We start from the raw sequence: 14,354 nt of genomic DNA on the forward strand, positions 1-14,354 counted from the left end.
GGACTGGTGCGAGGTGACCAGCACCCGCCGGGAGCCAGACCCCTCCCGTCGGCCGTCGTTGCACGCGCTGCTCGAGACCGCTGGAGTGAGCAGGTACGCCGAGGTCACCCACGCGATGCGCCAGCAGACTGAGTTCATCCGTGGCCGCTCCTGGCGACACCTCGAGCGAGCAGACCTTCCCGTTCAGGTGGTGCTGGGTGCCGACCCTGCCGGACAAGGAGCACGGCAGCGGCTTCGTGGTGGACTTGGAGGCCGCGTTCGAGGCGCGGATCGCTGAGTTTTGGCACTGCTGGCCAGGTGCTGCCCCCGATACGGTCGTGACGTGCTTCGTCAAGCAACCCAGGCACGTCGCGGTGCGTCGCGACCTGCCCGCGAACCTGCGGCGCTACCTGCCCTGGCTCATGCAGCCGCAGGCCCGTTAGTCATCGACGACAGTCAGGCCGTTGAAGACCAGCGCGCGCCGGAAGTCCTCCTTGCTTGACCTCTCCAGGTTCGGGACCGACACACTGACTGACCCTGCGTACTGGTTTCCCAACTCCGCATCCTTGAACAGCGACAGGGTCACCTTCGTGACGACGAGCTCGTAGTTCGAGCCCAAGCCGTAGTTCTCGTCGACCAAAGAGATGACGTCGCCGACCTGTGGAAAAGCGGCCAGGTACACCGTCCCCAGGACGGTCCAATCACGCCACGGCGTGGTCACGCTCAACACGATCTTGTGCATCGCTCTCCGACTCCGATCGTCCGATCCACACTAGATCAAGCCGATCCCGAGCGCTGAACGACGCACTGCCGGCCACCGAGCCGCGCCCCACCTGACTTCGAGATCTCACAGATCAGCAGCACCCCACCCACCGCCCGGAGCGCAGCAGTTTCAGACCGACGGGGTCTTCTTAAAGGCACCCCTGCCACTCGACGGCCTTGGCAATATTCGTGAGCTCGGCCCATCTGGCAGGGCACGCTCGCGCTCCTATCCGAAGTTGTGGTCGTACCGGAAGAGGAACGCTGCCATGGCGTCGCGGGCGATTGGGGATGTTGGCTGGAAGACCCTCCGCCCGTCTGCAGTCGTCCAGCCGGTGGAGAGTTCCGTGAGACTCATCCACGTGATCTCGTTGTAGAACTGGGTGCCGGGCGGGACGTCGACGAAGTCGTCGATGCCGGGCGCCACGAGCGGAGACCCCGAGAAGCGGTAAAGGAACGCAGCCATCGCATCCCGGTTGACGAGGGAGAGGGGGCGGAATTCTGCGCGGCCGCCTCCTGCGGGCCAGCCCGTCGAGATCCGAGCTTCAGCGAGCCAGGCGATCTCTCGGTAGAACTGCGTGGTCGGGGTGACGTCGGTGAACGGTGACTGGGTGGGCGGGGTGAACGGTGGGCTCCCCGCGAGTCGGTAGAGGAAGGCTGCCATCGCATCGCGGCGCACCGGCTCCAGCGGGCGGTAGGACCCGTCGGCGTAACCGGTGGTCAGCCCCCGTGTCCGCATCCAGGTGATCTCGTTGTAGAACTGGTCTGTGGGGGCGACGTCGGTGAAGCGGATGGGTTCGACCGGGGGAGCGACCGTCGGCCTGATGAGGTCGTTCAAGTCGTACCCGATCTTGAGCAGGTTGCCCGGGTCGAAGTCAGTGGACTGCCCGTAGGAGGTGTGCACTCCCAGCGTCCCCAGACGCGCTGCCAGGATGCCGAACTCGATCTTCGTTTCCAGAGACGAGCCCTGGCCGATTTGGTGGGTGTAGGCGTCGCACACAGGGTCGCCAGCGAGGCAGACGTCGATCGTCCTGCCCCACACGCGGGTCGGCAGATGCAGTCCCGAACCTGACGGCAGGATGCTCAGGTGCGACATACCGGTGGTCGTGGTCACGACGCGTGACATGGCGGGGCCGACACCGAAGCCTCGAGACGGGTTGCCCACCTTGGTGCCGGCGACACCTTCGAGCGGATTGCGTCCAGGGTCGGCTATGAGGGCGACGCCCGAGATCTGGGAGGTGGCGTGGTTGCCGCGCCTGGCCAGCGCGAGGTGGATGACCCACGCTCCCTGGGAGTAGCCCGCGAGGACCACTTGCTGGTCTGGACAACGGACGTACTGGTCGTCCAGGGTTTCGATGAGGTTGTCGGCTCCAGTCTGGACGCTCTCCATATACCCCGGTCGCGACGTCATGTCGAAGGTCAGGAAGTTGTTGCCGATGTCCAGGACGGCGCTTACCAGCGACGGTCCGGACCAGGATCCGATCGGCAGCGCCGGATATTCCAGGGCTACCTCGGTCACGGTGGTCTTTCCCTCGGACGGGAGGCGGACGCCGTCGCGGATGCGCTCGACGATGCGGCCGTAACCGCCATGCTCGGTGGCGCTCTCGCCAGATCCTCGGACGCCGATGAACAGCACCTGCGTGCAGGCCTTCGTCGGCAGCTGCCACTGGCTGGGAACAGACGTCCAGGTGGAGGCCGCGGCAGGGGCAGCTGTCGCCGCGACCATGACGGGTAGAGCAACAGCTACAGACGCGATCAGACCCGCGAGGCGTCGTCGAAGGGATGTGCGCACGAGTCTCCTTAGGCGGTTCAAACCGAGTTCAATGAGAACCTAGCGCGGGTCCAAGTTTCACGCGCGTCGTTAGATGGGCTTCGGCAGGTCTTCGGAGGTAGCTGACGGAGGTGAGGTGATGCCGTCCAGTCTCCGGGAACAGAAGGAACAGACCCTGCCGTCCCGGAGCTCAGTGGCTCCAGACCGACGGGGTCGTTTCGGTGGGAAGGTACTCGAACGCGCTACAGAACCTGGGCGGTCGCCAGCGTTCTCCGTGCCTGGACTCGGACGCTCGAATCTCCACGAAAGAGGCAGCCGTCTCGATGTGATCGGCCGCGGTCGCCGGTGACGCAAGGACCAGCGTTGACGTCCGGGACCTGCTCTCGCACGGCGCTTTCCGTCCCGTCGGCTGTGCCCTAGAGCCTAGATGTGCGGACATGGCCGGGAGCACGCCGGCAGATGTCGGACGCGCTCCCGGCCCGCCCTGTGGTGGCCCCCTACTTCTGGGCTGCCTCGTACTGCTCGCGCACGCTGGCCGAGATCCGGCCACGCTCGTTGACGGCGATCCCCTGCGCAGCCGCCCAGGCGCGGATCTTCGCCAAGTCCGACGACTTGCTTCGTGCCGGAGTCGTTGCCGAAGAGGCTGCGCGGCCAACACGTCGGCCAGCCGTCTTGTAGGGACCAAGGAGCTCCGCGAAGGCCTCGCGGTTTGCTGCGCCGAGGTCGATCTCGTACGTCCGCCCCTCGTGCGCGAACGTCACGCTCTGGACGTCATCAGTCACCGAATCGTCGAGGTCATCGACATAGGTCACGGTCGTCTTCTGCACCATCGGGAGCTCCTGTTCACGGGCATCTTCTGCCCAGTTAGGTGGGCATCCTGCCATACCCGTGGACCTACCGTACTCGCCGCAGCTTTCGGAGAGTCTTGGCCGTTTGCGCCGTGCCACGCGGACGTGTGGTTATCCTAGGTCCGCTGAGACAACTTAGCGGTGACCGGATACTCGCGTCGCCAGATACATGCAGGGGGCTGCAGTGCAGAACGAGAAGAAGCGCTTGCGCGCGGAAGTAAACTCCACGGTCGAGGTTCACGGGCAGACAGTGCCGGACCGGTGTGCCCGGTGCGGGCGTCGCTACCGGGAGCGAACTAGAGAGGCCGCCCGCTGGAACGCGGACTTCAAGTCGGGGTTTGTGACGGGATTGATCTGTCCCGGATGCCAGACGGGCGCGGAGAACCTCGAAGCTGAGATCAACCTCATCGAGGCGGAGCACTCGGAGCGAGTCGACTGGCTCAGCCTCAACCAGGAGGAGCGGGCTGAGCTCATCGTGAGGGCCATCGAGCAGCGGGCCGTGGCAGTGGTGCGAAGACATCGTGACCTCGCAAGCATGGCTGGTGAAACCACACTCGCGATTGACGTCGAGAATTGGGTCAAGGAAGCCGTGGACGGGTGGCCCGGAATCGCTGGTCAGTCCAGCGAGGTTTGGAAGACGGCCTACGCGATTGCGGAGGACACGATCCGCTCCATCATCGAAGCCTCTGGTCAGGCTAACGATCCGGATGCGTGAACCGCGACCGTCGCCCGGGATCCTCAGCTCAGGCGACTGAGTTCAAATATAGCTACGAGCCCTAGTAAGGCGGGATCAGCCTCAACCAAGCATTCGCGCAACTGGGGATAACTTGGCGGCGCGACCGTTGGGCGCCTGAGGAACTCCGCCGAGAGCGGCCGTAGCTAGTATTAGCCATGTCACGGACCCGCATGGGTCGTCAACAGCAGGGGGATTTTCATGACCAAGTTCACTATAACCGTCGAGACACGATCCGAGGACCGGAAGATCCGCGTTGCTCCGCTGAGAGGCGACGTGGAAGCTCCTGATGTTCTCTCCGCACTAGACCAGTTCAAGGCTGCGCTGAGCCGGGACCCGCTCGAAGACCCTGAGATCCGGGCACGATTTGCCGACTTCTTAGTCGCTGAACAGTTCGCAGATGGCCGGGAGGAGAACTGGCCGACGGAGAAGGCGGACCTGCGGACGTTCAACTCTCAGGACGACATCACACGCCAGATCATCCTTGGCCTGCTCGCCGACCCGGAGAACGCGGACTTCTCCGACCTCGAGGCGCGTCCCAACGGCCAGGCTCTCGCAGAGTGGGTCTCCGGCCTGCCCGCGTTCGAAGATTACGATGACTGACTCTGTCTCGTAGACATCTCCTAGATGCGACGAGACCCGCTCACCACCATCGCTGGGGTGAGCGGGTCTCTGATACCCGTCTCGCTAGCGAGCCTTCTGAGACGGGGGTTACGAGACGACCATCGGAAGTTGGTGCCACGACGTGACGCGTGACCAGCACCGGCACTGCGACGAGCCGGACACGTTCTCGCCGCGGCAGCCTGGGCCCGACGTCGCGAACCTGGTGCCGTTGGTCAACTGCTGGGCCACAGAGGCACCAGGACTCGGTGCAACTTTTGTCGCTGTCAGAGCTCATAGCGATCGTCTCGCGACCACTCGAGGGTCGTTCGTCGGTAGTCCGATTTGCGAGCTGCGCCGCTGCGACTCGAAGATGAGTCGGCGTCGACGTGCAGATCGACAGGCTTCGTCCCATCACACCGAACTTGGAGCAGTACTCGTGCGCGGCAAGCACCTCCTAACCCTCGTCCCCGTCGTCGCGATGACCCTGACCGGTTGCTCGGCAGGGGGTGGCAACACGGAGATGGCTGAGGCGTTGTACGAGGCCTGCACTGATCAGGGTGGTGACCTGATCAGGCTCGATGGGTCGGCTGTGCTGCTGGAGGTCCTCGGGCAGGACGCACGAGACCTGGCCGAAGGCAGTGACGTCACCGCCGACGACATCCTCGCCGGCGACATGCCGAACCTCGGCGTTGCGATGAGCGTTCTGGCTGGCACAGAGTGCCTCGCTGAGGCGACCGGGTACCCGGGTAACTACGAGCAGTTGCGTGACGGCGAAGACTGGAACGGCTGGGAGTACTCCGTCGCCAGCGGTACGGGCAGCGAGTCGACGGCGATCTTCCGAGCGACTGCCAACGCCGAGGTCTTCGAGATCGTGGCGGACCCGATAGAGGTGGCTCGCGACCAACACGCGGATCTGGGCTGCACGGACGACTTCGACGAGATCCGGTCGGACCCGGGCGACAACTGGACGTCGCGCAGTTGCCACGAGGGCAGCCCTGCAGGTTACAAGGGTGCGGTGTTCGTGCACTTCGACGACGACTCGCAGCGAGAGGCTTGGGAGCAATTCTGGCGTTCCCGAACGAAGTCCCCTGACGCGTTCTACCTCTCGTCCAAGGAAGGCTGGGGGGTGTGGGGGTGGCCCGAGTCGATTGAGTCCCGCGCTCTGGAACTGGGCGCGACCTCGGTCTAGCCGCGGGATCTACAGTCCTGAACGCGTCACGATCGACCCCTCATCCGAACTCACACGCGCGGCTCCGTGAGCGTTGGCGACCCGGCCGCGAGGTCTCCCAGTAGCCGAGACAGGGGCCACGAGACGACCGCCTGAGCTCGGTGCCGGTAGTAGGTCGCCTCGGACCAGCCGACCGTCTTGGCCGCCTCCACGACGCCCAGTCCCTCGGCCTCCATGAGGTGCTCGACCTTGCGGAGGTTCCGGGCGACCTTCTTGAGGTCGGGGGCCGCCCGGCCGAACCTCACCCCGCGGGCCTTGGCCGAGTTCACCCCGACCTGCACCCGCTCCTGGATCAGCTCCCGCTCGTACTCGGCGAACGTGGCCATCAGGTGGAGCATCAGCCGGCCCTCGCGGGTGGAGGGGTCGATGCCGTCGGAGATCGACCGCACCACGACGCCGCTCTCGGTCAACGCCTGGACGGTGGTGATGACGTCGATCATCGAGCGCCCGATCCGGTCGATGCGCCAGACCACGAGCTCGTCTCCCTCGCGCAGCCGTTCGTCCACGGCCGACCACCCCGGCCGTGGCTTGGTCGCCTTGGAGCCCTAGACCTGGTCGGAAAAGATGTCGCGCTCGGCGACGCCTGCTGCCAGCAGCGCGTCGCGCTGCAGGTCGTCGAGCTGCTTGTCGATGGTCGAGGTGCGTGTGTGCCCGAAGCTCACTGGATCTCATCATCAGTCTGTGGCTGGTGTTCCGTCTCCTGAAGCTCAGCTGCTGCCGCCGCCGTCTTGAGCTTGAGGTACTCCATGCGCTCCCGCGGACGGGGGTCGTAGATGCCGGCCGAGCGATCGGCCCTGATTCGCTGCTGGTAGCCCTGCTCAAACCTGGCATCGCTGAGGTTGGTTCGCAGGCGGCGAGGGCCGCTTCCAGAAGGGTCCCGCTGCGCCGCCCGCGCGAGGCCGGGGCGTGCCCGGTCGAGCTTCTTCAGTCGCTCGATCGATGCGTCGTGAGCGCGAGCCTGTTCCACCCGTTGCGTGAGCACGGCGTGCAGCTGAGGGTCGAGGTGGGCCTGGACCCGAGCGAGAACCGCGTCTCCAATGCCGATTTGGTTGGCTGTCTGCTCGAACGCTCGACGCTGGTCAAGGGTCGACGGAAGTCGGCCGTGCCAGGTCTCTTCCAGTTCGGCCAGACCGTCGAGGCGCGACTGCATATTGTCGGTGGTCGCCCGGATCTGGCGCACCTTCGACCGGTGGTGCTGGCGGGCGGAGGCGACCGCCCGTATGACGGACGAGATCGGCGCTCGTGCGTTGGTGTCCTGTGCGGTGTCGGTCCCGGAGGCGGAGGGCGGCGTTTGCTCGAGCGGTTGATCCGACACCGCCGACGCGACGTTAGGCTCGCCGACCAGAGCAGGGGAGGCCGACGCGGAATCGGCTACGACAGGTCCAGAGTCTTGTTCGTGGGTAGTGACCACCGGCACCGGCGGCGAAACCGACACCGACACCGACACCACCGGCTTGCCGCGCTCATCGGCCGTCGTCGGGCAGTCCAGCGATCGCCACAGCACATCGAGGTAGGCGGCTTCGTCTCGGGACAGCTCGTGCTGGTCGCGCATCGCCTCGAGGTTCGCCTCTCGGATCGATCGCAGAGGACCGATCCACGCGCTGCGCACGATGACCTTCTCGTCAGCCAGGTCCGCGAGCAGCTCGCTGGACATGCCCCGGTATGCCGTCGGCGGGTTGTCGAGGATCGTCCGTTGGGCCCGAGAGACATCGGCGTGCTCGGCCGCCAGGACCTCGCGACGATGCGCGATGCGGCCTTCGAGCGCTGCCACGTCGGTATCGATCGCTGCCTCAAGTTCCGCGAGACGTGCAGAGCTCTCCGCTCGCCGGACCGACATGCGCCGGTCCAGTTCCTGCTGCTGAGCCCTGAGCTCGGCCACCGCGGGCAACAACAGGTCAGCAGTCGTGGCCGCCTGGTGCTGCGCGACGTTTCTCTGGATCGCGGCTTCCACATCGGTTAGACGGAAACCGTCACCGAGACCCTTGCCCGAACCAGGCTGGCCTCCCCGACGCAGGTGAGCACGAGACGGCTCGGCGACGGTCCCGTCGGGCTGAATGAGCATCTGGCCGTAGCTGACGTCCTTGCCGCGTTGTTCGATGGTGACCCGGTACTCACGAGCCGCGTCGCTGAGAGTTTCCCAGGACTGGCTGCGCGGATCGGAGAGAGCGCTCCGAATGCGGGCCTCGAGCTCGATCTCGGAGAAGCGTTCGGGCTCAGGGTCTACGCCGATGTCCAGCGCTGCCGCTCGGTCCTGCTCACGCAACAGATACCGATCGAACTCTCGGCGACGGCGGTACTCACGGTCCTGGGTGCTGGATGTGCCGGCAACGCCCTTGAGCCGGACGTAGTTCTCGGCAGCCAGGAGTCGCCGACGACGCTGGGTAGCGCTGATGCCAAGGGGCATGTCGGCCTCGGCCCGTGCTCGAAGGGCGTTGATCTGAGTCTGGGCGGCGGCTGTGATCGCCTGCATGTCCCGGCGCTGCTCGAAGCAGTGCTCGCGCAGCACCCGGTCGTGGTGGAGCGCGAGCCGCGCGTGGGTGACGACGTTGGAATCGAGGCTCAGACCGGTCTGGACGTGGATCGCACCTACGACGATGTGGTTGTGGACGCAGCCTGAACGGCCGTTGACCTCGGTGACGATCAGTACCGGATGTCCGGAGAACCGGTCCTGAGCCAACGCTCGGCCGAGCTCCTGCGCCTGCTCCCAGGACGCCGGGTCGTCAGGGTCGAGCTCGTCGGGACCGAAACTCTGCACGAGGCAGTACGCCTGGAGGTACCGAGCCTCGTAGATCGTGTGACCCCGGGAATCGGTGACGACGATGGCAGAGCCGTCCACGCCGCGCCGGGCCCTGCCACGTTCGTCGACCTCGACCTTCGCTCGGACGCCGTCCTTGCCGTGCTGGACCCGGACCTGGCGCAGGCGCTGCTCGAAGAGCACGACGGGGGAGTTGATCGCCGAGATGGCGACGGGATCCTTCATGACGTAGCGAATGACCGCGGCCGAGGTGCGCGTGGACTGCGCCGAGATGGTGACCATGGTCGGTCAGCTCGCCTGCGCGTCGGACTTCGCTACCGCTGCGTCCGTCGCTCCCTGCACGAAGTGGACGAGTAGATCCTCCATCCCCGTCACCGCTCGCTTCGAGGCCTGGACGGCCTCGAAGGCCTCGCGCACCTCTTCATTGGTGACCTCGGCGTCGAAGTTGAGCTTGCGCATGATCGTGTACAGCGATCCCTGGGAGTGGGACAGCCTGTTACGGCAGTCCGTGAGGCCGTCCCAGAGGTCGGCGGGAACTTCGATCGTCCTCGACGTGGGCCACGAGCCCGGCTGACCGGCGAGCTCCCGCGCCGCCTGGTCGCGGTCGACCAGTAGGCCGCGGACAGCCTCGGAGAAGGAGACGGCGTCGACCTCGACGCCGCGGTTGTGCGCCAGTGCCTGGCGCATGCGGTGCACTGCGGCCCCGGACTTGTCGTCCAGGCGCACTGCGCCACGCAACGGAAAACGCGACGGCTTGGGCCGACGCTTGGTGGGACGGGTGGCGGCCACGGGCCTGTTCTCCTCGAATCGACGATGCACTGATCGCGTCAACGCACTGCCGTCAAGCGGTGCTGACATCGATGCATTGATCGATTCGGGAGCACCAAGAATACCGCCTGTACACCCGCCGGACAAACTTGAGGACCAGTTTGATCCGTCTGACAGATGACCTCGCAAGCTCGGTCATCGTCAGCCGGATCCTGGTCCATCGCGCTCCGCGCTCTCCGAGGATTCCGGCTGCGCCATGCCTCCCCACCTCGCTGTCGCTCGGAGGGGCCCCCAAGGGCTTGTGCCTGAACGACAAGCCCTGCAGGAGATTGCGGCAGGTTTGTGCCAACCACACGCAGATGCTGTCACAGCGCGAACCCGCGGGCTGCGCCATGGGCGATCTTCCCCGAGCGGTGGTCTCCTGGTGGTCTCGCGAGTGTCGTTGCTGCGCCGTTGATCTGACATTCGGGAGCCGCGGGGGAGACCCGGGGTTAGGGCCCGGAGGTGGTGGTCTCTTGGTGGTCTCGCGAGTGTCGTTGCTGCGCCGTTGATCTGACATTTGGGAGGCGTGGGGGAGACCCGGGGTTTGGGCCCGGAGGTGGTGGTCTCTTGGTGGTCTCGCGAGTGTCGTTGCTGCGCCGTTGATCTGACATTCGGGAGGCGTGGGGGAGACCCGGGGTTTGGGCCCGGAGGTGGTGGTCTCTTGGTGGTCTCGCGAGTGTCGTTGCTGCGCCCTCGATCTGACATTCGGGAGGCGTGGGGGAGACCCGGGGTTAGGGCCCGAAGGTGGTGGTCTCTTGGTGGTCTCGCGAGTGTCGTTGCTGCGCCCTCGATCTGACATTCGGGAGGCGTGGGGGAGACCCGCGTCGCGAGGGCGGTCTGGATACTGGTTCTGAGGCTGAGTCGGGAACGGTGGTCAGGGCTCCTGGGGCCCGCTCTCAGGGCTCAGTTACGGCGTCGCAAACGTCGCTTCAGGGCTGCCATGTCCAAGTTCACAGCAGCCCTGAAGTCGAGTCCTCGGGTGGTCATGGCGAGTGCGTTACCGCGCGGTCACACCGCATCGATCGTCCAGCGGCCGTAGCCGCCGACCGCAAAGAGTGTGGCACCAGGCCGTCCGCCTCGTTCCATGCAGGCAGCCGTCCACAGGTCGATCTCCTCGATAGCCGGGAGCAGGTATGTGTGCCCATCGCGGGTGTCGAGCCAGGACATCGCTCGCCGACGACCGTTGCCGATCGGTCGCCCTCGATCCATCACGTAGCCCCCGGTCGATCGGTCGTTCGGATGACGAGGCGGGCGATGTCGTTCTCCACGGCGACGATCCGGACGACGTCGAAGATCGCCGCGCGAGTCCCCAGGCTCGGCAACCCCTCCGGGTGGACCGGCTGGAGCTTGTCGTGGACAGAGCTGCCCATCTTGTTGCTATCGAGGTCCAGCGCGCGCTGATAGAGGCCAAGAGCCTCCGTCGTCTCCCTGGACAGCAGGGAAGCGTCACGCGCCCCGCCGGCCAGGCTCTTGAGGTCCTCCAAAGTGGGGACACGAAGCGGTTCACGACTCTGTCAAGGACGGTAGATCGCGCGGCGGACCGCCATCTCCGTAGACGAGAAACTCGAGCTCGTTGTCGTTGGGTTCCGTCATCGGACAGACCCACCCTCATCGTCCAGGCCGTCGGCGTCGACCTGAACCCCGGGCAGGGGCCCGAGCTGGCGCAGAAGACCGGTGTAGTTCGCCTTCAACTTGGGGTGGCCCTTCTTGACCGGGTCGATGCCGGAGTAGCGCGGATCCATCCAGTGCTTCAGGTCGTACCGCGCGATCAGAGGTTCACCGGTGTTCATCATCTGACCAGGTCGGATGTCGGGATACTTCTTGCTGCCGCTCGTCGCCTCCCGGCAGTGCCACAGGTCGTCGGCCCGCACGATCGCAACGATGTCAGCGATGAACGGCTTGTTCGACACCGGCGAACCCGAGGGCGAGGCTTCGGCGAACCAGGACTTGTACAGGTCGTACAGAAACGTGAACGGCAGCAGGTCCCAGACGAACTCAGTCCTGAACTCCTGCCAGAACGCGCGAACGGGGTCGTTGGTCTCCTTGTACTCGGCCAGGACCTTCTTGGTGGCCTCGGGCTCGGAAAGCGCGTAGTAGTTGCCAGGGTCGGTACTGCCGGCGACGTTGAGCACGTGCCACAGTGCGTACTCCAGGACCTCGCGGCGCTGGAGGTAGTCGTCCTTGATGTACTTGCGCTCACGCCCGGTGAAGCTCTTGTCGAACGGCACGAACAGTTGCCGGCGGTAGAAGCTCTCGCTCTTGTCCTTCACGCGCGGGAACTCGTTGAGGCACTGCACCATGAAGCCGAAGAACTGGTAGGCCATCGGCATCCGGAACTTGCGGTTGATCTGGATGACGTCGTTCGTGACGATCGCCTTGAGGTTAGCCGCCTTGTCGATGAAGGTGCCGACGTCGTTCTCGTCCACGATGATCGCGTTGGCGCGCACCAGCGGCTCGAGCGCGAAGTCCTTGCCGAAGTCGCTGAGCGGGATCGAGGTGTGCGAGCGGGGCCCGCACAGGTTGCGCATCAGCGAGCACAGCGTGCCCTTGCCGTTGTTGCCCTGCTCGGAGTAGAACCACGCGGTCTTGCCCCAGCGCACGTGCGGCCTGATGATCGCGCCGATGATCTCCCACAGAAGATCGGGCACGCCCTCGTGGTCGGAGAGGTCCTCGACCCACGAGACGATGTCCCACTCGGTGCCGTCCTCGGCGTGCGTGATGACGGGGTTGACGGGCAGGTCGACGTAGTCGATGTGGCACTTGGCCAGGAACACCAGCGCCGGGTGGAAGGGGCGCAGCTCCTTGGGCTCGAAGTGGAAGTCCGTGCCGCCCAGGGTCAGGTCGCGAGGCTCGCGGCCGTAGTAGAAGACGCCGTTGTTGACGGCGATCAGGTCTCGGTCGGAGCACTGGTGCCGGCGCGGGGAGTCCTCGCGCAGGATCGCCATGACCTCGGCGAACTCCTTGAGCGCGATCTGCGTGTTGTAGCGGCGCGCGGTCGTGCGGATGTCGTCCTCGCTGGTGGTGTACGTGCCGCGCGAGGGGCCGGTGGCCTGGTACATCGCCAGCAGGTCGTACTCGCGGTCGGTGTCCTTGGCGTTGGGCGCGATGCGGATCACGTGGTGCAGGGTCAGCATCAGCTGGGCCACCTGCCAGTTGGTCAGGTACCGCGGCATCGGGTAGCGCTCGGGGGCGCTGCCGGCCTTGGCGTTCTCCAGCTTCACCACCGCGGTGAGCAGGCCCAGCAGCTCCGACTCCACCATGCTGGCCGTCGGCGGCCGGGAGACGTCGATCGCCTCGAGGTAGGCGCGGGTGCAGTGGGTGACGATCTCGTTGAGCGGGACCATGTCGGTCCGGGCCGCGAAGAGCTTCTGTGTCGCCGACAAGGCGTCGGCGACGGGGTTGGTCTGACTGGTCGAATCTGTCATAATTGAGAGGTACCTTCTGGTCGTGCACACGAGCGGCGAACTCGTGACCGGGGTTGAGTTGATCTAGATGAAGTCCCCGCCTCGGCGGGGCCTTTGTCGCGTCAGGACACGGCGAGGAGGCGACCGAGCTCGGCCTTGCGCGTAGGGGAGAGACGCGGCCAGGTCGCTACGATTCGAGCTGCCAGTGCGTTGGCGAACGCGTCGTCAGACTGGGGCGGCGCAGGGTCGGAGAGGACGCCCGGTGCGTAGGCCCGGGAGCGAGCCGCCAGGTCGGACCGCTCGAGGTCCTCCAGGGAGATCCCGTAGGTGCCGCGCTTGTCGATCCGCATCGCCGGGAGAGCGCCCGACTTGATGCGGTGTCGAATGGTGTCAGGGTGTCCGTAGCCCATGGCAGACGCCTGCTGCACGGTGAGCTGACGGCCGACGGTTGTGGTGGTCATGGGTAACGCCTCGCGAGTAGATCGGTGCGCTCCGTGCATGATGTGCGTGAGTGGGGCGGCGCAATCACGCCCTACTCACGGCCACCGGGTGTCTCAACCCGGCGGCGGCACACCTACTTCCAGCGCCGACCAGCCATGGTCGTCCGTGGGGTCTCGGCATTGCAGCCGAGACCGGCACACTCGTCCCAACGTCGACCAGCCATGGTCGTCCGTGGGGTCTCGGCGTCGCAGCTCGAGACCGGCGTTGTTTTTCCTATCCCGCTGCCGACCTGCGACCGGTCGTCCAGCGAAACGGCCCGTGACTGGCCGTGCCTCTACTGTAGGCGAGTCACACGATTTTCGCAAGACGCATCAGAGTACGATGTGGAAGAAGCATGGTTTGGCTGATTTTTGAGGAGGTCGCAATGACCCACGAGGTGTTCAGGCGACGCCTGCGGGAGGAACGTGCGAGGTCGGGGCTGAGCCAGTCGGCGCTTGCCGCGGCGCTGGGCCGGTTGCTCCAGCGACACCTGGACCCTAGTGCTGTCGCACGGATGGAAGCTGGCGAGCGGTCGGTTCGCCTCGAAGAGGCTGTGGCGGCTGCCGAGGTGTTGGGTCTACCCCTCGGTGCTCTGCTGCGTGACCGGGACGCGATCGACGATGAGATCGGTGAGCTAGAGCGCGATCTCTCGGTGGCCGAGTGGGAGACCAGCCAGGCGGCAGAGGCCCACCGCACGGCACGGGACAGCGCGGTGGGGCTACGGCGTCGCATCGCCGAACTGCGCGCCATCCGCGGCGATTGACGGTCGACGACGTAGAACCTGTAGGACCTGTGTAGGGCCTTGTCTGGTCGCGGTCCTACGCATGTTCCGCTCGACTATGAGCAAACTACAGCCACGTAGGACGTGTACCACCAGATTCGCAGGTCTCTATTGTGGTTGGCCTCCGCAGGGATAGTGGATACAGGAAGTCTGGTCTTTCCAGGTGTCACCTTTTCGATTACTCGTCCTACAGTTCCTACATG

Annotated in this window: 13 protein-coding genes and 1 pseudogene; 5 read left to right on the forward strand and 9 right to left on the reverse strand. The window is 65.5% G+C overall.

Going from position 1 to position 14,354, the window contains the following annotated elements:
- Nucleotides 1–197: 197 nt before the first annotated feature.
- Complete coding sequence (locus C8046_RS16715; protein WP_146197198.1) at nt 198–422, forward strand: hypothetical protein; 225 nt, start codon at nt 198–200, stop codon at nt 420–422.
- Here C8046_RS16715 and C8046_RS16720 read toward each other — a convergent pair.
- The 3 genes from C8046_RS16720 to C8046_RS16730 form a co-directional block, all read right to left on the reverse strand.
- On the reverse strand, nt 419–721 hold the full coding sequence (locus tag C8046_RS16720; protein WP_109230420.1) for a hypothetical protein: 303 nt from the start codon (nt 719–721) through the stop codon (nt 419–421). The two genes, C8046_RS16715 and C8046_RS16720, sit on opposite strands and share 4 nt — an antisense overlap.
- Nucleotides 722–967: 246 nt before the next feature.
- Nucleotides 968–2,530 carry a cutinase family protein gene (locus C8046_RS16725; RefSeq protein WP_146197199.1) on the reverse strand — a complete coding sequence of 521 codons (1,563 nt, stop codon included), beginning with the start codon at nt 2,528–2,530 and terminating at the stop codon, nt 968–970.
- A 476-nt stretch (nt 2,531–3,006) separates the two neighbouring features.
- Complete coding sequence (locus C8046_RS16730) at nt 3,007–3,339, reverse strand: histone-like nucleoid-structuring protein Lsr2 (RefSeq protein ID WP_109230422.1); 333 nt, start codon at nt 3,337–3,339, stop codon at nt 3,007–3,009.
- A 202-nt stretch (nt 3,340–3,541) separates the two neighbouring features.
- Between C8046_RS16730 and C8046_RS16735 the strand changes: the two genes are divergently transcribed.
- The 3 genes from C8046_RS16735 (at nt 3,542) to C8046_RS16745 (ending at nt 5,882) form a co-directional block, all read left to right on the forward strand.
- The gene (locus tag C8046_RS16735; RefSeq protein ID WP_109230423.1) at nt 3,542–4,072 is read left to right on the forward strand and encodes a hypothetical protein; all 531 of its coding nucleotides are present in this window, start codon (nt 3,542–3,544) and stop codon (nt 4,070–4,072) included.
- A 219-nt stretch (nt 4,073–4,291) separates the two neighbouring features.
- A complete protein-coding gene (locus C8046_RS16740) occupies nt 4,292–4,693 on the forward strand; it encodes a hypothetical protein (RefSeq protein ID WP_109230424.1) in 402 nt (133 codons plus the stop codon).
- Nucleotides 4,694–5,129: 436 nt separating this feature from the next.
- Nucleotides 5,130–5,882, forward strand: a complete 753-nt coding sequence (locus tag C8046_RS16745) for a hypothetical protein (protein ID WP_109230425.1) — start codon at nt 5,130–5,132, stop codon at nt 5,880–5,882.
- 50 nt (nt 5,883–5,932) lie between these two features.
- On the opposite strand, the pseudogene C8046_RS16750 reads toward C8046_RS16745, so the two are convergent.
- The 6 genes and pseudogenes from C8046_RS16750 to C8046_RS16775 form a co-directional block, all read right to left on the reverse strand.
- Nucleotides 5,933–6,442, reverse strand: a pseudogene (locus tag C8046_RS16750) (recombinase family protein); the annotation flags it as partial.
- Between the two features lie 137 nt (nt 6,443–6,579).
- Nucleotides 6,580–8,958, reverse strand: a complete 2,379-nt coding sequence (locus C8046_RS16755) for a relaxase/mobilization nuclease domain-containing protein (RefSeq protein ID WP_109230426.1) — start codon at nt 8,956–8,958, stop codon at nt 6,580–6,582.
- 6 nt (nt 8,959–8,964) lie between these two features.
- On the reverse strand, nt 8,965–9,465 hold the full coding sequence (locus tag C8046_RS16760; protein WP_146197200.1) for a hypothetical protein: 501 nt from the start codon (nt 9,463–9,465) through the stop codon (nt 8,965–8,967).
- A 1,229-nt stretch (nt 9,466–10,694) separates the two neighbouring features.
- Nucleotides 10,695–10,970: a hypothetical protein gene (locus tag C8046_RS16765; protein WP_109230428.1), complete on the reverse strand. Its 276-nt coding sequence runs from the start codon at nt 10,968–10,970 to the stop codon at nt 10,695–10,697.
- A gap of 105 nt (nt 10,971–11,075) precedes the next feature.
- Nucleotides 11,076–12,911, reverse strand: coding sequence for a DNA primase family protein (locus tag C8046_RS16770; RefSeq protein WP_109230429.1), 1,836 nt, complete (start codon nt 12,909–12,911; stop codon nt 11,076–11,078).
- A gap of 101 nt (nt 12,912–13,012) precedes the next feature.
- Nucleotides 13,013–13,351, reverse strand: coding sequence for a hypothetical protein (locus C8046_RS16775; protein WP_109230430.1), 339 nt, complete (start codon nt 13,349–13,351; stop codon nt 13,013–13,015).
- A 404-nt stretch (nt 13,352–13,755) separates the two neighbouring features.
- On the opposite strand from C8046_RS16775, the gene C8046_RS16780 reads away from it, so the two are divergent.
- On the forward strand, nt 13,756–14,133 hold the full coding sequence (locus C8046_RS16780) for a helix-turn-helix domain-containing protein (RefSeq protein WP_158277251.1): 378 nt from the start codon (nt 13,756–13,758) through the stop codon (nt 14,131–14,133).
- Nucleotides 14,134–14,354: the final 221 nt, after the last annotated feature.

The organism is Serinibacter arcticus (assembly GCF_003121705.1).
In the GTDB taxonomy this organism is placed as follows: domain Bacteria; phylum Actinomycetota; class Actinomycetes; order Actinomycetales; family Beutenbergiaceae; genus Litorihabitans.

Excerpts from the sequence above, each read along its gene's own strand:
- C8046_RS16720 (WP_109230420.1), bottom strand. The coding sequence starts at position 721 with ATGCACAAGATCGTGTTGAGCGTGACCACGCCGTGGCGTGATTGGACC.
- C8046_RS16730 (WP_109230422.1), bottom strand. The coding sequence starts at position 3,339 with ATGGTGCAGAAGACGACCGTGACCTATGTCGATGACCTCGACGATTCG.
- C8046_RS16740 (WP_109230424.1), top strand. The coding sequence starts at position 4,292 with ATGACCAAGTTCACTATAACCGTCGAGACACGATCCGAGGACCGGAAG.
- C8046_RS16755 (WP_109230426.1), bottom strand. The coding sequence starts at position 8,958 with ATGGTCACCATCTCGGCGCAGTCCACGCGCACCTCGGCCGCGGTCATT.
- C8046_RS16770 (WP_109230429.1), bottom strand. The coding sequence starts at position 12,911 with ATGACAGATTCGACCAGTCAGACCAACCCCGTCGCCGACGCCTTGTCG.
- C8046_RS16775 (WP_109230430.1), bottom strand. The coding sequence starts at position 13,351 with ATGACCACCACAACCGTCGGCCGTCAGCTCACCGTGCAGCAGGCGTCT.
- C8046_RS16780 (WP_158277251.1), top strand. The coding sequence starts at position 13,756 with ATGACCCACGAGGTGTTCAGGCGACGCCTGCGGGAGGAACGTGCGAGG.